This window comes from Pontibacter litorisediminis (assembly GCF_029360645.1).
GTDB lineage: Bacteria > Bacteroidota > Bacteroidia > Cytophagales > Hymenobacteraceae > Pontibacter > Pontibacter litorisediminis.
The window spans coordinates 1-22,137 of record NZ_JARDUA010000004.1 but is presented as its reverse complement, the minus strand read 5'-3'; the positions used below and the strand labels follow the sequence as shown (position 1 = coordinate 22,137).

Sequence of the window (22,137 nt, the reverse complement as noted above, 5' to 3'; positions counted from 1 at the left end):
ACGCACAAAAGAGACTACATCAATGAACAATATCCTTCTTCAGACTCCGGACGGAGGCATGCTGCCTCAGCTGCTTATGTTCGGGGCCATTATCCTTGTGTTTTACTTCTTCATGATCCGTCCGCAACAGAAAAAGATGCGCGACCAGAAGAAGTTCCGCGAGGAGCTGGCAAAAGGCATGACTGTGGTAACCATAGGCGGCCTGCACGGCAAACTGATCGCAATAGACGATGATACCATTACGTTAGAAGTAGACAAAGGCGTCCGCCTGACGTTCGATAAAACCGCCGTCTCCATGGAAGCGACCATGAAGGTGCAAAAACCAGCGTAACATTGCCTTTAGAGGGAGTAAAAAATATAGCCTTATGGTTCATGAGGCCATTTCAGCCACAAACAAAGCAATACTGGCGAGTGGTATTGCTTTGTTTTGTGGCGGCCTCTACCTTCTGGCTTCTGAATGCCCTAAACAAAAGCTACAGCACACAAACCTCATACCCCATCCGGTTTGTGTATGATGAAAACGAGCTTGTCCCCATCAAGCCGCTACCGCAGGAGGTATCCATCAACGTGACCGGGAAAGGATGGAAGCTGCTGCGCAAGAGCCTCCGCCTGGAGGTGCAGCCCGCCGAGATCTACATCCGCGATTTGCCGCGCAATGACTACTTGCTGGGCTCAGCCCTGCGCCCTTCGCTTGTCAATGCCCTGGACGGCCTCCAGCTCAACTTTGTTGTTACCGATACCATCTACTTCGACTTTGACCCTAAAGTGCAGAAGCGCATTGCCCTGCAGGTGGACCCGAAGCAGAAGCTAACCGACAACCAGCACGCTGTGGTAGGCGCGATCCGCGTGAACCCCGACAGCGTTACCTTTACCGGCCCCGCCTCACTGGTAGACAGCCTGCCAGACCCTTTCCTGCTGCGCTTGCCGGAGCAAACCTTGGTAGAGCCATCCAAAGTGCCGGTGCCGATCAACTACGACTATAAGTCGCTGGTGGAGGCGGATGTGGAGGAGGCACAGGTGATCGTGAATGTGAAGAACCTGGTGGCAGAGGAGCGGCAGGTGCTGCCGGAGCTGGTAAACGTGCCTGAGGGAGTGTCGCTGAACCTTCGCCCGCCTATTGTGGTGCTGCGCTACCAGATGCTGCAGGACTCCATGTCCCTGCTGAACCGCTCTGCTTTTAAGGTGGTGCTTGACTACAGCAAGTTCAATCCTATTGACTCCACCCTGGTGCCGGAGCTAGTGCAACAGCCGCGCGGGCTGCGCAACGTGCAGGTGTGGCCTACCCGCATAAAAGTTACCAAGCGATAATCATGCTGAAGATAGGTATAACCGGTGGCATAGGGGTGGGCAAATCTATTGTGAGCCGCCTGTTTGCTGTGCTGGGCGTACCGGTATATGATGCCGACACCCGCGCCAAATGGGTGATGCACCACGACAAAGCGCTGCGGCAGGAGCTGCTGGAGGCCTTCGGCCCGGCCACCTTCACCGAAGCTGGCGAACTGAACCGTGCCTACCTGGCAGGCATGGTCTTTAACAACCCGGAGCGTTTGGCGCGGCTCAACAGCCTGGTGCATCCGCACGTTGGCAACGATTTTGCCGCCTGGGCTGCCACTCATGCCGATAAGCCTTATGTGCTGAAGGAGGCTGCGCTGATGTTTGAGTCAGAGTCGTGGAGGCAGATGGATGAGATCATTGTGGTAGCCTCGCCACTGGAGCTGCGTATCGAACGCCTGCTCAAACGCGACACCCACCGCACCGAAGCCGACATAAAGGCCATCATTGCCCGCCAGCTGAGTGAGGAGGAGAAAATGCGCCGTGCCCAGCACATCATCTATAACGATGACAAGCAGCTTATCATCCCGCAGGTGCTGGCCCTGCACAAGCAATTCTCGGGGGCTAAGGCCCAAGTATAAACCATTTAATTTTTTGGGAAACTACTGGCTGCCGTAGTAACGATGGCAGGAGAGATATACTATGCCTGGCAGTGGGGCGTTGGTAAAGTATAACCTGCACCGAATGTGCGCATTACGAGCAGGAATGAAAAAGTAGGGATATAAAAAAAGGACAACTTTGCAGTTGTCCTTTTGTGGGGCGTACTGGATTCGAACCAGTGACCCCCTGCTTGTAAGGCAGGTGCTCTGAACCAGCTGAGCTAACACCCCGTGATGTTTTCGATGACCTTCCGTCCTCGTTTGATGTTATAGATGTGCTGCTACTTTTATGCTAATCCTTAACTACCGGAGAGGTAAGAGATAGAAAAAGTATACACATAAGAAAAGGACAACTTTGCAGTTGTCCTTTTGTGGGGCGTACTGGATTCGAACCAGTGACCCCCTGCTTGTAAGGCAGGTGCTCTGAACCAGCTGAGCTAACACCCCGTGATGCTTTCGATGACCTTCCGTCCTCGTTTGATGATGCAAATATGGGGCATAGTTTTTTATTTGCAAAACATTTGATCAAAAAATGTTAAAAAGTTTTCTGAAGCCTTACGTCCTATTGTTCACCCACTATTACTGCAGTACCTTTATGTTTGATAAGACGCTATAAATCTGAACTTTCGCCAAGTGAAAAAAGGAGTGGTAAAAAAAGTGCTATTTTATGGAGCCGCCGGTGTAGTGGTGGCTGTGGGCTTGGCGTTGGCGCTGGTGTACACCTATCAAGATAAAATAATCGGGCTTTTTGTGGCAGAGGCCAACAAGCATATCAAAACAAAGGTGGATGTGCGGCAGATTTCGCTCTCGCTCTTCGATAAGTTTCCGCAGGTGGCCGTTACCCTGGATGAGGTGAACGTGCACGAGGGGCTGCCAGAGAGCCAGGAGTCGCTGGCGCGGGCCAACAAGCTATACTTTACCTTCAGCCTTTGGGATGTGCTGCGCGGCGAATACAGCGTGAAAGAGTTCTACATGGAGCAGGGGGAAGTGTACGTGAAGGTGCTGCCCGACGGAAGCGTCAACTACGAGATCATCGCAACCGACACCTCCTCCGAGCAGAGTGACTTCTCCTTTGACCTGGAAAGCATAAACCTGCGCGAGGTGGCCGTGCACTACATCGACCAGCAGCTGAAGCAGCGCTACGAGGTCAACGCGCACCAGCTGGCAGCAGCCCTTGCCATCTCTCCTGAGACAATAGCCATTGAGGCCGAAGGGCAGGCCACTATCCAGACGATTAAAGTTGGCACCGGTGAGTACTTTAAGGGGAAGAAAGTTAACCTTGCCTCAGCCTTAAGTATAAACCGGGAGGCGCAAACCATCGCGCTGCAGCCATCGGTGGTAAAGGTGGGAGAGGCGGCTTACGAGGTGGGCGGCGGCATTGCCTATGGCGGTGTGACAGAGCTGGACCTGAAGCTGGAGGGCAAGAACACAAATATACAGTCGCTGCTCTCGCTGCTGCCGGAAGGGATGACTGAGGAGCTTAGCCGGTACCGCAGCGAAGGCGAGGTCTACTTTAACGGTACCGTGAAGGGCAAGGCCTCTGGCAGGCACACCCCAGGTATAAGTATAAACTTTGGTGCGCGCGATGCGTCTTTTTTCCACCCTGATGTGCAGCAGCGCGTCGAGAAGATCTACCTGACGGGCAGTTTTACGAACGGCGAGAGGCAGAACGCGGCCAGCTCGGTGCTGGAGCTAAAGGAGCTGAAGGGCGTGCTGAACGGCCGGCCCTTTAAAGGCAACCTGAAGTATAGCAACTTCGACAACCCGCACGTTGCCTTTGATGTGGAGGGGATGCTGGATGTGGGTTATGTGCTGGGGCTGGCCAAGATAGCGCAGGTGCGCAGCGGCAGTGGCCTGGCGGATGTGCGCATCGCTTTCTCGGGCAATCTGAATGAGTTTAAGGCGCGCCCAGGCAACAGCACCCTCAACACTACCGGCGACATCACGCTGCACAACGTGTCGCTCACGCTGCAGGAAATGCCGCTGCCGCTGAGCAGCCTTAACGGCAACTTCATGTTCAAGCGCAACGATGTCGCCGTGTCTGATTTCAAGGGCAAGCTGGGCGAGTCTGACTTCGCCATCAACGGGATGTTCAAGAACGTGATGGCCTGGCTGATCCTGGAGAACCAGCGCCTGCTGGTGGAGGCAGACTTCAAGAGCCGGTACCTGAACTTTGACCAGCTGCTGAGCGAGGAGCAAAACACGCCGGAGGGCGCCCGCACCGGAGAGGGCTACAGGTTTATCGTCTCCCCCAACATCGCCTTCGACCTGAGCGCCTCCATCGACCGGATGCGGTTCCGAAGATTCAGGGGGAAAAATATCGAGGGGCAGGTAAAGCTGCGGAACCAGGTGGTGTCGTCGCCTAATATCTCCTTCCGGGCCATTGGCGGCGACTTCGCCGTGCGCGGTAACCTGGACGCCCGGAGCCGCAACCACATCAAGCTGAGCACCGCCGCCCGGCTCAATAACATGAGTGTCGACAGCCTGTTCCACGTGTTCGAGAACTTCCACCAGAACTTCGTCGAGGAGCGTCACCTTCGTGGGCTGCTTACGGCCAACATCATCTCCGACGTCTACTTCGATAGTCAGCTCAACCCCAAGACCGAGCTGCTGCAGGCCGAGATACAGGCCACGGTGCGCAATGGCCAGCTCATCAACTTCCCGCCTATGCAGAAGATGTCAGCCTTTGTAAAGCGCTCAGAGCTGGCAAACATGCGCTTTGCCGAGCTGCACAACTCGTTCTGGATCCAGCAGGGCACGATCTATATCCCGGAGATGGATATCCGCTCCAACCTGTCGGCAGCGCCGGTGGTGTCGGTGTCGGGCACCCACACCTTTGACCAGGTGATGGACTACAAGATCAGGCTGCCGCTCTTCAGCAACAAGCGGCCTGATAAGGATGCCCGCTTCGGAACGGTGGCCGAAGATCCGGATGCGGGCAACAGCAACCTGTTTCTGACGCTAAAGGGAAGCGAGAGCAACTTTAAAATCGCCTATGACGATGAGCGGGTGCGACAGAAGATCAAGACAGACCTGAAGCAGGAGGGGCAGGAGCTGCGCGACCTGCTGCGCGGTAAAAAGCCGAAGCAGAAAGAGAAGGAAGTGGAGCTGCAGGAAGGCGAGTACTTCGATTTTAACTAAAGCACATAGTTCCCTGATATGCCTGATTTTAGCGGCAGAAGGTAATTATCCTTAAAAAATTCTATCTGTTTACTTACTAGTATGGCCTGTTTACTTTAGAATTGGTTCCGTACAGGGTAAAAGTTATACTTCGTGTGTAACTATGGGCAAAGCAGGTCGTTAAAGAAACCAAAACTACGAGACACGGTGCTTGTAGAGCTTAAGGATTTAGGTATAACGGGAACATGCTTCCCGGATTGGTTAAGATGATAGTGTAACCTTGCAATTCAGAAGAATTAAGATATAAGGGTGAAAAAAAAGCCGGAGCTTCTCCGGCTTTTTTATTTGTGTCTACTCTAAGTCTGATCCTCCAAAATAAGGCTTCTCCTGCTGGGGCTGTAGCTTTTCTTCGGGCTTATGCAGGTAAAGCTTCTGTGTTGGCAGGGCGAATTCAGCGCCGTGCTTTTCCACGATCTCCACGATCTTGTAGTTAATCTCCTCTTTTATGTCAATAAAGTCGTTCCAGTCCATGGTGTCCACAAAGTATAGGACCATCACATCCTTAGAGTCTGGTCCAAGGCTCAGGAACCGGATACGGCCATCCTCGTTGGTGCGCGGGTGCTGGTTTATGTACTCCTGTACGTCGCGTGTGATGGCACGGAGCTGCTCGGAGGTGGTGTGGTACGTAAGCCTGATATCGAACTTGGCGCGGCGGAAAGTGCGCAGCGTCAGGTTGTCGAGCGGCTTGTCTATCATCAGCTTGTTGGGCACCGTCACGAAGCTTTTCTCCAGTGTGCGGATGCGCGTGCTCCGGAAGCCTACCTTCTCCACCACGCCTATCAGCTCGCCTACCTGCACCAGGTCGCCGGCCATAAAAGGTTGGTCCAGGAAGATGGTGAAGGAGGCCAGCAAGTTCTCCAGGCTCTCTTTGGCGGCAAAGGCAATGGCCAGACCTCCGACACCCAAGCCGGCCACTAAGCCTGTTACATTCACCCCGAACACCGAGCCCAGCATGATCAGGAAAGAAAAGATCACCACTAGCACCTTCGTGAAGTCCTTGAAGAAAGGCACCAGCTGGTCGTCCAGCTTTGAGGCTGTCTTTTCGGTGCGGTACGTGAACACCAGCCCCACAAAGTCTACAAAGCGCAGCAGCACCCACGTCAGGGCTACAATCACAAACACCTGGTACGTGCGGAACAGGAAGGTCTTCAGGAAAGGGTCGCCTGCCTTCAGGTCATCCGGTTGCACCGGGTAGTCCAGCACCTGGAACGCCAGGTACAGAAACACCAGGAATAGCAGCACCTCCAGCGGCTGCACCAGCAGGCGGCGGAACTCCGGTAAATTAGCCTCTGGCCAAAAGCGGCTGCCCAGGCGGTACACCAGGCCCGAAATCAGCCTGGAGAAAAGGGTGTTGAAGAGAAGGCCGAACAGCAGTATGGCCGCGGATAAAAGGTACTCCGCCACCGTGTTGCCGAGAAACTCCTGGCGGAGCCAGCCACTGTTTAACAACTCTTGCATAGGGAAACGTTATACTTAGAGCAACTGGCTCAGGGCAATCTCAAAACTAGTTTTAGCGATCTCCGTCTTCTGCACCTGCTTTTCATGCGATCGCTCCAGGGCCGTGCGGATGATGTGGGACGTGTCGCTGAAGATCGCCTCATCGGTTATCTCCACATCGCTGCCCATCAGGTAAGCGAACACGCGGGCCATGCCGCAGTTGGCGATAAAATCAGGGATGACGGACAGGTTGCGGTCGGCAAACTCGCCGGTGGGGCCGAAGAAGATCTCCGGGTCCTGGAACGGCACGTTGGCGCCGCAGGAGATAACCTGCATGCCGCTCTGGATCATGCGCTCCACCTGCTCGCGCGTAACCAACCTGGAGGCGGCCGCTGGAATGAAGATCTCAGCGGGCGAATCCCAGATGCGGCTGTTCACCTCCTCAAACGAAAGCATGCCCGCTGTGTCCGGGTTCAGGGCATTGCCCTGGCGGCTCAGGAACAGGTCCGTAATCTCCTCAAAGGTAAAACCCTTGTCATGGATAAGCCCTCCGGCCCTGTCGATGATGCCTACGATCTTCACGCCTTTGGAAGCCAGGTAATAGCCTGCTGCTGCGCCCACGTTGCCCCAGCCTTGTATAATGGCCCGCTTGCCTGCAAACGCGCCGCCCCAGATGTCATAGTAGTGGCGCACAGCCTCGGCCACGCCAAAGCCCGTGATCATATCGGCGATAGTATACTTGCGGGCCGTGGAAGGGGAGAAGTGCGGGTCCTCGATTACCTTTACCACGCCCTGGCGCAGCTGTCCGATCTTGTTTATCTTCTGCGGCTCGGTAGCGTTAAAGTGGCCGTTCACCACGCCCTCCTGCGGATGCCACAGGCCATAGTCCTCTGTGATGGGAATCACCTCGTGTATCTCGTCCACGTTCAGGTCGCCGCCGGTGCCGTAATAGCTCTTCAAGAGTGGGATCACGGCTTTGTACCAGCGCTCCAGCACGCCGCGCTTGCGGGGGTCTGCCGGGTCGAAGTTGATGCCAGACTTGGCGCCGCCGATGGCAGGACCTGAAACAGTAAACTTCACTTCCATGGTCTTCGCCAAAGACTCCACCTCACGCTTGTCCAGCCCTTTGCGCATCCGTGTGCCGCCTCCTGCCGCACCACCGCGCAGCGAGTTGATCACCACCCAGCCTTCTGCCTCTGTCTCAGGGTCTTTCCACTCAAAAACTATTTCCGGTATCTTGTTCTCGAACTTTGCAAGTAAGTCTTTCATTCCAGTTTATCAGTTGTGATTTAGGGTTATGCAAAGGTACAAATTTTAAAGAGGGCTTAGCAGAGGTACACCGCCCCGCCAACATTGCTACGGCTGGCCCCTGTTACGCTGCTGAGGCAGTTAGGCTCGCCCCGCCAGCGCAGCACGCCCAGAAAGGCAAAGATCAGCGCCTCCTTAAACGACACCACCTCCGGTGCCGGAACCTCTACGTTGTATTGCGGGCCGAGCTGCTGCTGTATCTGCCCCGCCAGGTAGCCGTTAAACGCGCCGCCTCCTGTTAATAGTACACGGTGCTGGCCCCCGTGCAGCAGGGGCAGGGCGTTGCGCAGTTGCTGGGCAATGTGGTGGCAGACCGTGTGCAGCTTATCAGCCACGGAGGCTGTGCTCTCCTCCAGGCTTTTCAGGCTGTGCTCCAGCACCCACTCCTTGCCCAGCGATTTGGGGGCCGGGGCAGCGAAGTAGGCCGGTTCGTTCAGGGCGTCTAATAAATCCTGCTGCAGCGTACCGGAGCGGGCAAGCTTGCCGTTATCATCGTAAGGCAGGCCCATGCTGTTGGCCAGGGTGTTCAGCAGCATGTTACAGGCGCTGGTGTCGAAGGCCAGGCGGGTGCCGTTGTGGCTGTAGGAAACATTGGCTATACCTCCCAGGTTTACACAATAGTCGTACTGGCCGAAGAGCAGCTCGTCGCCGATGGGCACCAGCGGCGCGCCCTGCCCCCCAAGTGCGATGTCGAGGGTGCGAAAGTCGCAGACCACGGGCAGCTGCGCGTGTGCGGCTAGGTAGGCGCCGTGGCCCAGCTGCAGGGAGATGTGCTTGGCGGGTTGATGGAAAATGGTATGTCCGTGAGAGGCAACAAAATCCGGGCGTATTGCGTGTTGTTGTACAAACTCATGAACTCGCTGGCCCATGAATCTGCCGAAGGCATGGTCCAGTTCCACCAGTTCCAGGCCGCTCGCGGTCTCGGCACCTTGGAGAGAGACAATTAGTTCATTAGTATATGGTAATGTAGTAGTATTTAGTATCTCATATATCCAATTCTGGGATTTGTACGTAAATCTACAGTAAGCAATGTCGAGGCCATCGAGGGATGTCCCGGACATTAAGCCGATCACATGATAAGAAGTATCCATTGGCCAAAAATAGTAAAAGCATGCCAATGATTTTCAGCCAAATAGTGCAGGCTTCGTATATATCTTATTATGAATAGGATTGAATAAATGAATTGTAGAAACTGTTAGGTATAAAATTTAATTATGAAAAGTTTGTTGTCAAGAGTTGAATCGAAGAAGATAGATAAGGCGGCAGCCATGCTGAAGGTATTGGCACACCCCAAAAGACTGGCGATAGTGGATTTACTCGGAAAAGAGGATAAAATGACTGTTACAGAGATATATAAGCAGTTAGACCTTCCGCAGGCCATTGCATCGCAGCACCTCATTACACTGAAAGACAAGGGGGTTCTCTCGTCTTTTAAAGTGGGTACCAAAATTTACTATTCGCTGGCCATCCCCAAACTGATCGATGTGATTGACTGCTTGGAAGAATGCTGCATTGATATCTAAGATAAAGCCTGCACTAGGTGCGGCACTTCTTTGCCTGCGAAGAAACGGCTGAGGCCCCCGTCCATCTCATAAACCAGAGATTTGCGGAGGCCTCAGTTGTTTTTTCACTAAAAAAAATGTGCCGTTTACTCGGTTTTATGATCTGCCTCGGCAGGCTGGTTCTCCAGGTTAAACAGGTCGTTAAGCAGGTCTATCAGTGTTTCGGCCTCGCCGCGCTTGCAGGCGGCCTTCAGTTGCAGCACCGGTAGTTTAATGATCTTCTGCATCATCGACTTGGTGATGCTATCTACCAGCTTGGCCTCCTTCGGCCCCAGTTTCTTCACATAGCGCGACATCTCCTCCTGGCGAATCGCCTCAAGCGCACCCTTCAGGCGCTGGATCGTCGGCGATACCATCATCTCCTTCGACCAATCGTTGAACTGCTCGATAGACTCGGCCACGATCTCCTTCACCTTCGGCACCGAGTTGATGCGGCGCTGCAAAGCTTCAGAGGCTTTATTCTGGATGGTGTCGATGTTGTAAAGCAGCACGCCCGGTACACTTTCTACCTCCGGCTCCACACTGCGCGGCACAGCCAGGTCTATAAAGAACTTGTAGGTGAGGATGTCCAGGCGCTTTACCATCTCCTTGGTGAAGAACGGCGTTTCGCGGGCCACCGATGAGATGATCACGTCTGCCTCCTTCATGCCCTGCACAATGTCCTCGAAGGGCAGCACCTCCATCTGGCACTCCTCTGCCAGCGATTGGGCCTTGGCCTTGGTACGGTTGGTGATCTTCACATTCTTGAAGCCCAGGTCTTTCAGGTTGCGGCACACATCGGCGCCGATCTCGCCTAAGCCTACCACCAGTATGCTTGGGTCTGTGATGTCGGCCGTCAGCTCCTCAATCAGTTCAATCGCGGCATAAGAGGTGGAGGCGGCACCGTCACGGAAGGAGGTCTCCTGCACCACGCGCTTGTTGGTGAAGAAGATCGTGTGCATCAGGCGGTGCAGGAAAGGGCCGGCCGTTTCGTTGTCGGCACTCCACTGGTAAGCCATCTTCACCTGGTTGGATATCTGCATATCCCCTACCACCTGCGACTCCAGGCCCATCGACACATCAAACAAATGCTGCACGGCATCATCGTGCTCGTTTAGTATGGTAAAGTAGTCGAAGTATCTGGAGATATTGTCGATGCCCTTGGTGATGCCCAAAAGCTTTACGATCTCGGTGCTGAAGTCGGCGTCGGAGTTATAGTATACTTCGGTGCGGTTGCAGGTAGAAAGTACAAGAATGTCAGTAGCCTGTATAAAGCCCTTGAGGGTCTGTAAGAAAAGTCTGCAGGAAGATTCATCTAAGGCAATCAGCTCCCTGATATCCAGCGGCGCTTTCTTATACGACAGGCTGATTGCTTTAAAGTTCTGAAGCATAATAACGTGGGTTCTACTAAGGCGCAAAGTTAAAGCTCTAATTTTTAAAATGAAACTTACTTGCCCTCTATGTTTAATTTATACTAATTTCAAATAAATTTCGTGTTTACTGCATGATTCCCATCTACTCCCAGAAGAACAGGATAAAGCTTGTTGTTGTTATCATTGCCCTCATCATCGGCGCCGCCACCATTACCTATACCAACATACTTGTCAGCAAGTTATCGGAGCGTGAGCAGGAGTTGGTGCAGCTTTATGCCAAGGGTCTCCGCTACATGATCAACGCCCCCAGCGACGATAACATCGTGTTCATCGAGGAGGAGATCCTGTCCTCCAACACCACAGTGCCTGTTATCCTGACAGATGAGAACGAAAATATTCTCGATTCTAAGAACATCAATATCCCGGAAAACATTTCGAACAAACCTGATAAAATAAACGAGTACCTGCAGCGCGAGATAGAGAAGATGAAGGAGCAGCATGAGCCGATTGTGGTGCCGTGGGCGGAGGGCTCGGTGAACTATGTTTTCTATAAGGACTCAGAGCTGCTCTCGCAGCTGCGCTATTACCCTTACGTGCAGCTTATCGTCATCTCCTGCTTCGCGCTGGTGGCTTACTTTGCCTTCAGCTACTCACGCCGCGCCGAGCAGAACCGGGTATGGGTGGGCCTGGCCAAGGAAACCGCGCACCAACTGGGCACGCCGCTCTCTTCGCTGATGGCGTGGTATGAGTACATCAAGGCGAACCCTAAGTTTGAGAACGAACCGATTCTGGAAGAGCTAGGCAAAGATGTACGGCGGTTGGAAATCATCACGGAGCGATTCTCCAACATTGGCTCGGTGCCTACGCTGCGCGACGAGAACATCCTGCAGGTAACGCAGAATGCCATCAACTACCTGCAAAACCGCATCTCGCGTAAGGTTGCCTTCACCGTGGAGTCCACCTTCTCCCCGGACATCACGGCCAAGGTGAATGTGTCGCTTTATGATTGGGTGATCGAGAACATCTGCAAGAACGCGGTGGACGCCATGGAGGGCCGCGGAAGCATCAACATACAGCTGGTGCTGCTGGGCAAGAGCAGCATTGCCGTGGATATCACCGACACAGGCAAAGGCATCCCTAAAAGCAAGGTCGACTCTGTATTCCTGCCCGGTTTCACTACCAAAAAGCGGGGCTGGGGGCTGGGGCTCGCACTCGCCAAGCGCATCATCGACAATTACCACGAGGGCAGGCTGTATGTAAAATGGTCGGAGGTAGGAAAAGGCACGACCTTCCGGATTGTGCTGAACAGGTGATGGGAGTTAGAGAGTTAAAGAGGTAAGGTATTGTCTTTTGTCCTTTGTCACACAGTCCTTTGTCAGGAAATAGATGGTGGAAGTAGTAAAGTATAGCGCGAAGTATAAAGCAGAGTGGGACGCGTTTGTGGCGGGTTCTAAGAACGGCACGTTCCTGCTGCTGCGCGATTACGTGGAGTACCATGCCGATCGGTTCACGGATCACTCGCTGCTGTTCTACCACAAAGGCAGGCTGGTGGCGCTGCTGCCCGCCAACGAGGAGGGGCGGCAGGTGCAAAGCCACGGCGGCCTGAGTTATGCAGGCCTGGTGACAGAAAAGCGCATGAAGGCCGCGCTGATGCTGGAGGTGGTGCAGGCCATGAAGTCATACTTCCAGGAGTTGGGATTTACAAGTATACTTTACAAAGCCGTTCCGCATATCTACCACCAGCTGCCAGCCGAGGAGGACCTGTACGCCTTGTTCCGCCACGAGGCCGTACTTTGCCGCCGCGATGCCAGCTCAGTGATAGACATAGGGGGAGCTGCGAAGTACAGCAAGGACAGGAGGTGGCGCTTATCGCAGGGCAAGAGAGCAGGCTTTCAGGTAGGGCTCTCAGGGAAGTACGCAGCTTTCTTTGAGCTGGAGCGGAAACTGCTGCAGCAGAAGTATAACACCCTGCCTGCGCACACAGCTGAGGAGATGGCGCTACTTGCCTCCCGCTTTCCGGAGAACATCAGGCTCTATACGGCCACCGCTGCGGATGAAATGCTGGCAGGGGTGCTGGTTTACGAGACGCCGCAGGTGGTGCACTCGCAGTACATCGCCACCTCAGAGCAGGGGCGCAACGTGCACGCCCTGGATGTGCTGCTGGATTGGCTGCTGACTGAAGTATACCCGCACAAAAGGTACTTTAGCTTCGGTATCTCCACAGAGCGGCAGGGGCGGTACCTGAACGAAGGGCTCATCCGGAACAAGGAAAGCTACGGCGCCCGCACCATCGTCCATGATTTTTACGAACTGAGGCTGGCGTAGGTCATTCAGGACCTATAAAACAGGAGCGGCTGCCTTAAGCAAAGGCAGCCGCTCCTGTTTCATAAACGGTTCTATACTTAAACTGCCTCGGTGACGGGTACCACCTCTACCACGTTCTTCTTGCCCAGCAGCTTGATGATGCCCCAAAGTATGGCCGCACCGATAAAGTAGACCAGCAGCCAGTGCACGCCAAAAGTGGATAAGTTCGTGCAGACGATGTTGGCTACCAAGGCCACGGTCAGGGCGTAAGGCAGCTGTGTCTTTACGTGGTCTATGTGGTTGCAGCCAGAGGCCAGGGAGCTCAGGATAGTGGTGTCGGAGATAGGGGAGCAGTGGTCGCCGAAGACAGAGCCCGCCAACACTACCGAGATCACGTTGTAAATGATCGGCATGGTTTCCTCCACGCTGAAACCTTGCTGCTGGCACACGTACCAGGCAGCCGGCATCATGAGCGGGTAAAGGATGGCCATGGTGCCCCAGCTGGAGCCGGTGGAGAAAGCTATGATTGCCGCCAGGAAGAAAGTGATCTCCGGCAGGAAGTGCGGCGAGATGCTTCCCGAAAACAGCGAGGTCAGGTACTCTGCCGTGTACAGCTCCTGTGTAACCGCCGCCAGCGACCAGGCCAGCACCAGGATGAGGATGGCAGGCAGCATCGTCTTAAAACCGGCCGTCAGGGATTCCATGGTGGCTGTGAGCGACATGATGCCTTGGCTGACAGTTAGAAGTATGGCCATGATCACCCCGCTTAGGGAGGCCCAGACCAGGGCGGTGTAAGAGTTAGAATCGCCGATGGTGCTGGAGAGCTTACGGAAGAAGCCCAGGCTTGGGTCAGCCCATACATCCGGATTATAACCTGTATACAGAAGTCCGACTACGGTGCCGCCAATAACCGTGAGCACAGGCAGCAGCGCGTTGATAGCGCGGGTGCGGGTTTCGTCAACAGGCTCGAACTCGGCCATTTCCTGCCGCTGCTTTTCCTGGCCGGCCTTGTCAAAACCGGCGGCTGTCACGGCGCCCGTTTCGCGTGCCCGGATCTCCGCGTGGTGCATCCCGCCAAAATCACGGTTCATCAGGATTAGCATCAGCATAAAGACCAGCGTCAGCACGGGGTAGTAAGCGTACTCCAGCGAGTGAAAGAACATGGAGTAAGCGCCTTCCTCTATGCCAAGGCTGGCAGCGGCATCCTTGATATAGCCTAGCTCGGCTCCGATCCAGGTGGTTACAAAGGCAATGGCAGCCACAGGGGCGGCGGTGCTGTCTACCAGGTAAGCCAGTTTCTCGCGCGAGACGCGGTGCTTGTCGGTAACGGGGCGCATCGTGTTGCCCACGATCAACGTGTTGGCGTAATCATCAAAGAAAATAGCGACCCCCAGCACCCAGGTAACCATCTGCGAGCTTTTGGCGGAGCGGGCATAGCGCGAAAGCAGGTTTACCACGCCAGCCATGCCTCCGTTTTTAGAGATAATGGCCACCATGCCGCCAATCAGCATCGAGAAAATAATCACGGAGACGTGGTCGGCATCGGTGAGGGCCTCCATCAGGTAGGTGTCACCGACAGCCAGCAGGCCTGTAAAGACTGATTTTGCCGAGAGGCCGTAGATCACAAAGCCGCCTATCCAGATGCCGGCAAAGAGCGCCAGGAGCACCTCCCGGAAAATAAGCGCCAGCACAATGGCAATGATCGGCGGAAGTATAGACAGCCACATTGGGAACTCGCGCACGCCGCGCTCCTCCTCCACATCCAAGCGGTAGAGCCGGGCCAGGGTATGGGTGCCCATGTTGGCGCTTACCTGCACCAGGTTGGCCCTTTCGTTCAGCGAGAAAACTGTTTCGCCCTCCAGGAACTCCTTCTCCTGCAGCTCCCCGTTGATGCGCAACGGCAGTGTGCCGGTAAACTTCATCAGGTTGCCCGCCTCAGTAACGGTGCGCAGGGTAAAGGCAGTGTCGTTAATAGCCTGTAGTTGCAGTTCCTCAATATCTTCTTTGGAAACCAGGTCTTGCGCCATGGCTTGCACCGATAGCAGCACGAGCAGCAAAAGGCTCAGGAGGGGCTTATAAAGCTTCATTCAGATCGTTCGCGGGTTTGAAAACTCCCTAATATAGAAAAGAATCAGGAAACTCAGAAATGTTTGCACAGCGCGGCGCAGGCAGTGCTGTAAAAAAAGCGCCGCCGCACGCTCATGCGGCGGCGGATTATGCAGGTATAAAAGATAGTTTCCTTTGCTTTACAGGATGGTTTGCTCTCCCTGCAAGGGCCTACTTTGCCCTGTTCACGATGAAGACGCCCACCAGGATCACCACCATGCCCACGTAGTGCCACAGGTGTATGGTTTCGCCATCGAGCACGCCCCACATGAGCGCCACCACCGGAATAAGGTAGGTGGTGGAGCTGGCGAAGAGGGTTGTGGAAATGTGGATGAGCTTGTTGAAAAGCACCAGCGCAATGGCCGTGCTGAATACAGCGAGTATGGCAATGTACATCAGCGCCTCCCAAGCCCCCGGCACATGCTGCAGCTTATAGAAGAAGTCGGTGGTGAGCAGGTATGCCAACGCCACCGGCCCCACCGTAAGCAGCGCCAGGCTGGAGATGGCCACAGCCTTCATGCCGTGCAGGCGGTGCTTGATGATGTTGGCGCTGGTGCCGTAGAAAACGGTGGCCACTACAATGTACAGCCCATAGTACATGTTATCCAGTTCGGAGTTGCCGTTGCCCGTGAAGATAAGGATAGCCGTGCCTGCAATGCCAATGATGATGCCGAGCATGCGCATCCAGGTGATAGACTGGTTGAAAAGGGCGGCGCCTACCAGCAGCGTGAACAGCGCGGTGAGTGAGTTAAGCACGCCTGCCAAGCCGCTGGCCAGGCGTGTTTCGGCAATGGCAAACAGGAAGGCCGGGAAAAAATTGCCCAACAGGCCGCTGCCCAACAGGAACTTCCAGCGGCTCGGCTCCACCTTGCGCAGGTTTCTGATGGCGAACGGCAGCAGCGCGGCGCAGGCAATCACCATCCGCAGGGCTCCCACCTCATTCGGAGAGTAAACCACCAGTCCCTTTTTTATCAATATAAACGAGGTGCCCCAGATAAGGGCAAGTATAGCCACCAGCACCCAGGCAATTGCCGGGGTAGCGGTTTCCTGTGTAGCGGGGGTAGTAGCGGTTTTAATAAGTATAAAGTTAAAAGGTTAAGACGTTTGGGTAGTGCAAAAGTAATGGGTTCATACTTCTAAACATGAATGGCTGCTCCTCCGGCTCCAATAAGTTTTTATACCTGTTACCGTAGGTGTTGCCAATGCTCAGAGGACTTGCTGCATCAGTAGCAGGCAGCGGCAATTTCCAGAACTAGGTCCTCCGGCTCAACCCGGTTCTTGCGGATTTTTGCGCAGCAGAAAGAAAAATCCCCGGCCGGTGGGGCAGGGGATGTGTTTCGGAAAACCTGAGACGTTGACGGGCTATACTTCTTCGTAGCTCATGGTCTGCACGATCTCGTCCAGGGTGTCGTAGATTTCTTGGATGTCCTCGGACTGCACCAGCTTCATGCGCAGCGGCTTGAAGTGCGGCAAACCACGGAAATAGTTGGTGTAGTGGCGGCGCATCTCAAAGATACCGAGCTTGTCGCCTTTCCACTCCAGCGAGTGCGTAAAGTGCTGGCGGCATACTTCCACGCGCTCCTCCAACGTAGGCCCTGGCAGTATCTCGCCAGTTGCCATATAATGTTTGATCTCGTTGAAGATCCACGGGTAGCCAATGCTGGCGCGGCCGATCATAATGCCGTCCACGCCATACTTGTTGCGGTACTCCAGCGCCTTCTGCGGCGAATCGATGTCGCCGTTGCCGAAGATCGGAATGTGCATGCGCGGGTTGTTCTTCACCTCCGAGATCAGGGTCCAGTCGGCCTCGCCTTTGTACATCTGCACGCGTGTGCGTCCGTGAATGCTAAGGGCTTTTATGCCGATGTCCTGCAGGCGCTCCGCCGTCTCCACAATATACTTGGTGTCCTCGTCCCAGCCAAGGCGGGTTTTCACGGTAACCGGCAGGTTTGTCGCCTTCACGATCTCCTCGGTCATCTTCACCATCTTGGGCACATCGCGCAGCAAAGCGGCGCCCGCGCCCTTGCAGGCCACATTCTTTACCGGGCAGCCGTAGTTGATGTCGATCAGGTCCGGGCCTGCCTGTGCGGACACGATCGCGGCCTCGCGCATCGACTCGATGTCCGAGCCGAAGATCTGGATGCCGATGGGGCGCTCGTAGTCAAAAATGTCGAGTTTTTGCACACTTTTGGCGGCGTCACGTATCAAACCCTCAGAGGAGATGAACTCCGTGTACATGAGGTCGGCGCCGTTGGCCTTGCACACTTTGCGGAAGGGCGGGTCGCTCACGTCCTCCATCGGTGCCAGCAGCAACGGAAACTCCCCTAACTCTATGTTAGCAATCTTTACCAAAGCAAAATTTAATTATTCGCGTAAATTTACGCCATTAAAACCTAATTCTCCCTATGAAAGGTTTCATCTCGAAAGATCTGCACCCAAGTTGGGTATTATTACTGCTGATAGTGTACATGGCCGGCGGCTACTTTGTGGCGATGTTTGTGGTGGGTATACTGTCAAACTTGATCTTCGGGATCAGCTTTATAGAGCTCGCCAGCATAGCCGCCGACCCGGCCGGGCACCCACAGGGCCCGGGCGTGATGCTGCTGCTGCAGGGCGTGCTGCAGTTCTTTGCCTTTGTCGTGGCGCCAATTTTCCTGCTGATCTCGCTTAACTATAGGGTGGGCGATTACCTGAACCAGAAAGTGCCTTCACCGTGGCTGCTCGTGCTGCTCAGCGGCCTGCTGATCGTGGCCATCATGCCGGCCAACTCTGTTATCATCAACTGGAACGCCAACATGAGCTTCCCGGACTTTATGGGCGGCTTTGAGCAGTGGGCGCGGGCGCAGGAGGAGCAGCTGGCTGAGCTCACCAAACTGATCACCCGGTTCAACTCGGTGCCGGAGCTGCTGATCGGGCTGGTGGTGTTCGCCCTTATACCTGCCGTGGGCGAGGAGCTGGTGTTCCGGGGCATTGCGCAGCAGCAGATCTTCCGCTGGTCGGGCAACATGCATGTGGCTATCTGGATTACAGGCATCATCTTCGCGGCCATCCATGTGCAGTTTTTTGGATTTTTGCCCCGGGCTATACTTGGTGCCCTTTTCGGATATTTATACTTTTGGTCGGGCCGGATAATCGTGCCGGTCGTGGCGCACTTCGTCAACAACGGCTTTACAGTCTTAATGCTATACTTGCAGCAGACACGCGCCATTGATGCCGATATCGAGAGTACCGAGGCAATGCCTTGGTACAGCATCGCGTTATCAGTACTGATAAGCGCCGCTATCCTTTATTTTCTGTACCAGGCTTACTCCCGGCAGCCGCTGCTGAGCAGGCAAGGTGTGGCCGAGGCCGCAGGGGCAGAAGACAAACTATAAACCAAACCCTCAACCCTTACACCCGTCGCACAGCCGGCGCATGTCCTTTGCATGAGTAACAAGTTATCAACCCTCAGTAATTTAAACCAACGGCTTATCATAGGGGTGCTGGGCGCCGCCATGTTCATCGGCGGCATCTGGTTTAGCGAATGGACCTATTTCCTGCTGTTCCTGGGGCTCACGGTGCTGGGCATCTCCGAGTTTTATACGTTGGTGGGGGTGCAGGGCATGCGCCCCAACAAGCCGCTGGGGCTGCTGCTTGGGGCCGTGTTTTACACCTCCATGTTTCTGGTGCAGAAACAGGTGATGCCCGGCGAGCTGCTGTACCTGTCTGTGCCGCTGCTGTTCCTGGTGTTTATCGCCGAGATGTACCGCAAAAAGCCGCAGCCCTTCACCAACATCGCTTTCACCATAACGGGCGTGGTGTACATCGGCGGCCCGTTCGGGCTCCTGCACCTGCTGGGCTACTTCGGCGAGGAGTACAGCTGGCAACCCATACTTGGCCTGCTGCTGCTGATCTGGGCCTCCGACACCGGGGCCTACATCGCGGGCAAGAACTTCGGCAAGAACAAGCTCTTCGAGCGCATCTCCCCGGGCAAAACCTGGGAGGGATGGGTTGGCGGCACCGTGCTTACGGTGTTGGTGGGATACGGGCTCTCGTATCTTTTCCTGGATTTGGAAGTATACCAATGGGTAGGCATGGCGGTGCTGGTGGGCGTTGCGGGGGTGTTGGGCGACCTGTCGGAGTCAATGCTAAAACGAAGCCTGGGCGTGAAAGACTCTGGCACCCTGCTACCTGGCCATGGCGGCCTCCTCGACCGCTTCGACAGCCTTCTGATGGTCATTCCGTTCGTGGTGGCTTTCCTCGAAATCTTCTAAAAAATTTTGTGGGCCGGCCTTAGGAGGTTGTAAGTATAATTCTCAACTTTACCGCCGAATTTAATTCACTGATTAATTACTCACTTATAAATTAAAGAGTAGATGATGTTATACAAAGAGCCAGCTCCGATCAAGGATAAGGAAAATCCTTTTGAGTCGATGATGTCGCGTTTTAATATAGCGGCAGAGGTGCTGGGGTTGGATGAGGAAGTGTACAACGTACTGAAGTCTCCAACACGTCAGGTAATCGTGAACGTGCCTGTCACCATGGACGATGGCAAGGTGCGTGTGTTCGAAGGCTACCGCGTGATTCACTCCACGATCCTTGGCCCGTCTAAGGGGGGAGTGCGTTATGCGCCTGATGTATTTCTGGATGAGGTGAAAGCGCTGGCTGCCTGGATGACCTGGAAGTGTGCCGTGGTGGATATCCCATACGGTGGTGCCAAGGGCGGCATCATCTGCGACCCGTTCTCCATGTCGGCCGGTGAGATAGAGCGTTTAACGAGAGCCTATACTTCGGCCCTGGTAGACATCTTCGGCCCGGACCGCGACATCCCTGCGCCGGACATGGGCACAGGACCACGTGAGATGGCTTGGCTTATGGACGAGTATTCTAAGACAAAAGGCTCCACGGAGCATGCCGTGGTAACCGGCAAGCCGCTGGTGCTGGGCGGTTCGCTTGGCCGTGTGGAGGCAACAGGCCGTGGCGTGATGGTGTCGGCCATGGCGGCCATGGACAAGCTGGGTATGAACCCGGCCAAGTCTACGGCTGCGGTGCAGGGCTTTGGCAACGTGGGTGCCTGGGCAGCTAAGCTGATGGCTGAGCGCGGTGTGAAGATACTGGGCATCAGCGACGTGAGCGGCGCCTACTGGAACGACAACGGCATCGATATTGAGGAAGCCATTGAGTATAAAAACGCGCATAACGGCCGCCTGGAGGGATACAAAGGTGCTGAGCTAATGAGCGATGCAGGCGAGCTGCTGACTGCCAAGGTGGACGTGCTGGTGCCTGCCGCCGTGGAGGACGTGATCACGATCCACAACGTAGACAAGATACAGGCCCGCCTGATCGTGGAGGGTGCCAACGGCCCGACTTCCTACAAGGCCGACAACATCATCAACGAGAAGGGTATCATGGTGGTGCCGGATATTTTGGCCAACTCAGGCGGTGTAACCGTATCGTACTTTGAGTGGGTGCAGAACCGCATGGGCTTTAAATGGACGCTGGACCGTGTAAACGAGCGGGCCGAGCGCATTATGAACGAGGCCTTCGAGCGCGTTTATGCGGCATCGCAGAAGTATAACGTGCCGATGCGTATCGCAGCTTACATCGTAGCAATCGATAAAGTAGCCATGACTTACAAGTACCGTGGCGGCTTCTAAAATATTTTTTTAGAGGAATAATCGAAAGTTTATATAATTTTGAAGCAGGTAATAGCCCATCCACGAAACTGGATGGGCTATTATGAGTTATATAGTACCTGCGGCAAACATAAAAACGGATGAAAATTCACAAGGAAGGACGGAAGATATTATTTTTTACATTACTGGCGCTTGTAGTGCTGAACCTGTTGCTCTACAACTTCAACGCTGAGAATGGCACCTTCAACAGAGTCTTCTCCGCCGTGTCTGCCGTTCTCTTCCTGCTCATCCTGCAGTTCTTCCGTAGCCCTTACCGCACCCTGCTCTTGCACGAGGACCTGATCATTGCCCCGGCTGACGGCAAAGTGGTGGTGATCGAGGAAGTGGAGGAGCCGGAGTACTTTAGGGACAAGCGCAAGCAGATCTCCATTTTCATGTCGCCGATAAACGTGCACATCACGCGCAACCCGGTTTCCGGCATCGTAAAGTACTTCAAGTATCACCCAGGTAACTACTTTGTGGCCTGGCACCCGAAATCGAGCACGCAGAACGAGCGCACCACCGTGGTGGTAGAGTCAACGGCGGGGCCGGAGGTGCTTTTCCGCCAGATTGCCGGAGCCATGGCACGCCGCATTGTGTGGTATGTGAACGAGGGCGACGAGGTAAGCCAGGGCGAGGAGTTCGGCTTCATCAAGTTCGGCTCGCGCGTGGATATCTTCGTGCCGCTGGATACAGAGATTAAGGCGGAGCTAGGGCAGAAGACCAAAGGCGGCCAAACCGTTATCGCCCAGCTGAAAACCCCGCCACCAACGCTGTTCGGGTAAGCTTACGGGCGTATCACGTAGCACGACACCCGTATCAAGACAAATTAAAAAGCCGCTGCAGTTTATACCTGCAGCGGCTTTTTTCTGAATCAGGATTTTCAGGATTAAAGGATAGATAGGATTTGTAGAGGCGCAATACTTTGCGTCTCTTTTGGCTTTTGGCCTGCCGCAAGTTTAGCGCAGCGTAACTTGTGGCTAAGTATGGCAGCAGTTTTCAACTGCTTTGCTTCAGAGAAGCAAAAGGTGCAAAGGCTTGGGCTATACTTTAACAATGGCTGCTAAAGAAATACTTCTGCTAAAGTATACACTTCTGCTGCCGCAGAAAGCCAGTTGCAAACTGGCCTCATGTACAGCCACAAGTTACGCTGCGCTAAACTTGCGGCAGGAAAATCTAATAACTGAAGCTGTTTAAAGTTTAAAGAAACTGCCAAAGAATTAGAAGTGTAAAAGAGTTTGCAGACTCACTTTTACACCTTACTCTAACTCAATGGCAGCTCTAGATGAAGATACGATAAATC

Annotated in this window: 18 protein-coding genes and 2 tRNA genes; 11 read left to right on the top strand and 9 right to left on the bottom strand. The window is 54.5% G+C overall.

Going from position 1 to position 22,137, the window contains the following annotated elements:
* The first annotated feature begins 22 nt into the window (after positions 1–22).
* The 3 genes from yajC to coaE all read left to right on the top strand — a co-directional run bounded on the left by yajC (position 23) and on the right by coaE (position 1,913).
* Entirely contained in the window at positions 23–331 is a 309-nt protein-coding gene (yajC, locus tag PXG97_RS13525; protein WP_276498292.1) for a preprotein translocase subunit YajC, read from the top strand.
* A gap of 80 nt (positions 332–411) precedes the next feature.
* Positions 412–1,308 carry a hypothetical protein gene (locus PXG97_RS13520; RefSeq protein ID WP_276498291.1) on the top strand — a complete coding sequence of 299 codons (897 nt, stop codon included), beginning with the start codon at positions 412–414 and terminating at the stop codon, positions 1,306–1,308.
* Positions 1,309–1,310: 2 nt separating this feature from the next.
* Positions 1,311–1,913 carry a dephospho-CoA kinase gene (coaE, locus tag PXG97_RS13515; RefSeq protein WP_276498290.1) on the top strand — a complete coding sequence of 201 codons (603 nt, stop codon included), beginning with the start codon at positions 1,311–1,313 and terminating at the stop codon, positions 1,911–1,913.
* Between the two features lie 174 nt (positions 1,914–2,087).
* On the opposite strand, the gene PXG97_RS13510 is transcribed toward coaE, so the two are convergent.
* Together PXG97_RS13510 and PXG97_RS13505 are read right to left on the bottom strand one after the other, a co-directional pair.
* Positions 2,088–2,162 (bottom strand) — tRNA-Val (locus PXG97_RS13510).
* A 141-nt stretch (positions 2,163–2,303) separates the two neighbouring features.
* Positions 2,304–2,378: transfer RNA gene (locus PXG97_RS13505), tRNA-Val, on the bottom strand.
* A gap of 210 nt (positions 2,379–2,588) precedes the next feature.
* Here PXG97_RS13505 and PXG97_RS13500 point away from each other — a divergent pair.
* Positions 2,589–5,072, top strand: a complete 2,484-nt coding sequence (locus PXG97_RS13500; protein WP_276498289.1) for an AsmA-like C-terminal region-containing protein — start codon at positions 2,589–2,591, stop codon at positions 5,070–5,072.
* 330 nt (positions 5,073–5,402) lie between these two features.
* Here the strand turns inward: PXG97_RS13500 and PXG97_RS13495 are convergent, their stop codons facing one another.
* The 3 genes from PXG97_RS13495 to PXG97_RS13485 are packed head-to-tail and all read right to left on the bottom strand — an operon-like array spanning position 5,403 to position 8,947.
* Positions 5,403–6,569: a mechanosensitive ion channel family protein gene (locus PXG97_RS13495; protein ID WP_276498288.1), complete on the bottom strand. Its 1,167-nt coding sequence runs from the start codon at positions 6,567–6,569 to the stop codon at positions 5,403–5,405.
* 15 nt (positions 6,570–6,584) lie between these two features.
* A complete protein-coding gene (locus PXG97_RS13490) occupies positions 6,585–7,817 on the bottom strand; it encodes a Glu/Leu/Phe/Val dehydrogenase dimerization domain-containing protein (RefSeq protein ID WP_276498287.1) in 1,233 nt (410 codons plus the stop codon).
* Between the two features lie 56 nt (positions 7,818–7,873).
* Positions 7,874–8,947 carry an anhydro-N-acetylmuramic acid kinase gene (locus tag PXG97_RS13485; RefSeq protein WP_276498286.1) on the bottom strand — a complete coding sequence of 358 codons (1,074 nt, stop codon included), beginning with the start codon at positions 8,945–8,947 and terminating at the stop codon, positions 7,874–7,876.
* 123 nt (positions 8,948–9,070) lie between these two features.
* On the opposite strand from PXG97_RS13485, the gene PXG97_RS13480 reads away from it, so the two are divergent.
* Positions 9,071–9,379 carry an ArsR/SmtB family transcription factor gene (locus PXG97_RS13480; RefSeq protein ID WP_025608763.1) on the top strand — a complete coding sequence of 103 codons (309 nt, stop codon included), beginning with the start codon at positions 9,071–9,073 and terminating at the stop codon, positions 9,377–9,379.
* 125 nt (positions 9,380–9,504) lie between these two features.
* On the opposite strand, the gene hemA is transcribed toward PXG97_RS13480, so the two are convergent.
* Positions 9,505–10,788 carry a glutamyl-tRNA reductase gene (gene hemA, locus PXG97_RS13475; RefSeq protein ID WP_276498285.1) on the bottom strand — a complete coding sequence of 428 codons (1,284 nt, stop codon included), beginning with the start codon at positions 10,786–10,788 and terminating at the stop codon, positions 9,505–9,507.
* A gap of 113 nt (positions 10,789–10,901) precedes the next feature.
* On the opposite strand from hemA, the gene PXG97_RS13470 reads away from it, so the two are divergent.
* The gene (locus PXG97_RS13470) at positions 10,902–12,083 is read left to right on the top strand and encodes a sensor histidine kinase (protein WP_276498284.1); all 1,182 of its coding nucleotides are present in this window, start codon (positions 10,902–10,904) and stop codon (positions 12,081–12,083) included.
* A gap of 73 nt (positions 12,084–12,156) precedes the next feature.
* Positions 12,157–13,095 (top strand): GNAT family N-acetyltransferase, encoded by a 939-nt coding sequence (locus PXG97_RS13465; RefSeq protein WP_276498283.1) that lies wholly within the window; start codon positions 12,157–12,159, stop codon positions 13,093–13,095.
* 77 nt (positions 13,096–13,172) lie between these two features.
* On the opposite strand, the gene PXG97_RS13460 is transcribed toward PXG97_RS13465, so the two are convergent.
* From PXG97_RS13460 to dusB, 3 genes are all read right to left on the bottom strand, one after another.
* The gene (locus tag PXG97_RS13460) at positions 13,173–15,161 is read right to left on the bottom strand and encodes a Na+/H+ antiporter NhaC family protein (protein ID WP_276498282.1); all 1,989 of its coding nucleotides are present in this window, start codon (positions 15,159–15,161) and stop codon (positions 13,173–13,175) included.
* Between the two features lie 190 nt (positions 15,162–15,351).
* A complete protein-coding gene (locus PXG97_RS13455; RefSeq protein ID WP_476745350.1) occupies positions 15,352–16,194 on the bottom strand; it encodes a DMT family transporter in 843 nt (280 codons plus the stop codon).
* A gap of 348 nt (positions 16,195–16,542) precedes the next feature.
* Positions 16,543–17,532, bottom strand: coding sequence for a tRNA dihydrouridine synthase DusB (gene dusB / locus PXG97_RS13450; protein ID WP_276498280.1), 990 nt, complete (start codon positions 17,530–17,532; stop codon positions 16,543–16,545).
* 53 nt (positions 17,533–17,585) lie between these two features.
* On the opposite strand from dusB, the gene PXG97_RS13445 reads away from it, so the two are divergent.
* From PXG97_RS13445 to PXG97_RS13430, 4 genes are all read left to right on the top strand, one after another.
* Positions 17,586–18,554, top strand: coding sequence for a CPBP family intramembrane glutamic endopeptidase (locus tag PXG97_RS13445; protein ID WP_276498279.1), 969 nt, complete (start codon positions 17,586–17,588; stop codon positions 18,552–18,554).
* A 51-nt stretch (positions 18,555–18,605) separates the two neighbouring features.
* On the top strand, positions 18,606–19,433 hold the full coding sequence (locus PXG97_RS13440; protein WP_276498278.1) for a phosphatidate cytidylyltransferase: 828 nt from the start codon (positions 18,606–18,608) through the stop codon (positions 19,431–19,433).
* A gap of 105 nt (positions 19,434–19,538) precedes the next feature.
* Positions 19,539–20,816 carry a Glu/Leu/Phe/Val family dehydrogenase gene (locus PXG97_RS13435; RefSeq protein WP_276498701.1) on the top strand — a complete coding sequence of 426 codons (1,278 nt, stop codon included), beginning with the start codon at positions 19,539–19,541 and terminating at the stop codon, positions 20,814–20,816.
* 119 nt (positions 20,817–20,935) lie between these two features.
* Positions 20,936–21,619: a phosphatidylserine decarboxylase family protein gene (locus tag PXG97_RS13430; protein ID WP_276498277.1), complete on the top strand. Its 684-nt coding sequence runs from the start codon at positions 20,936–20,938 to the stop codon at positions 21,617–21,619.
* Positions 21,620–22,137 lie beyond the last annotated feature (518 nt).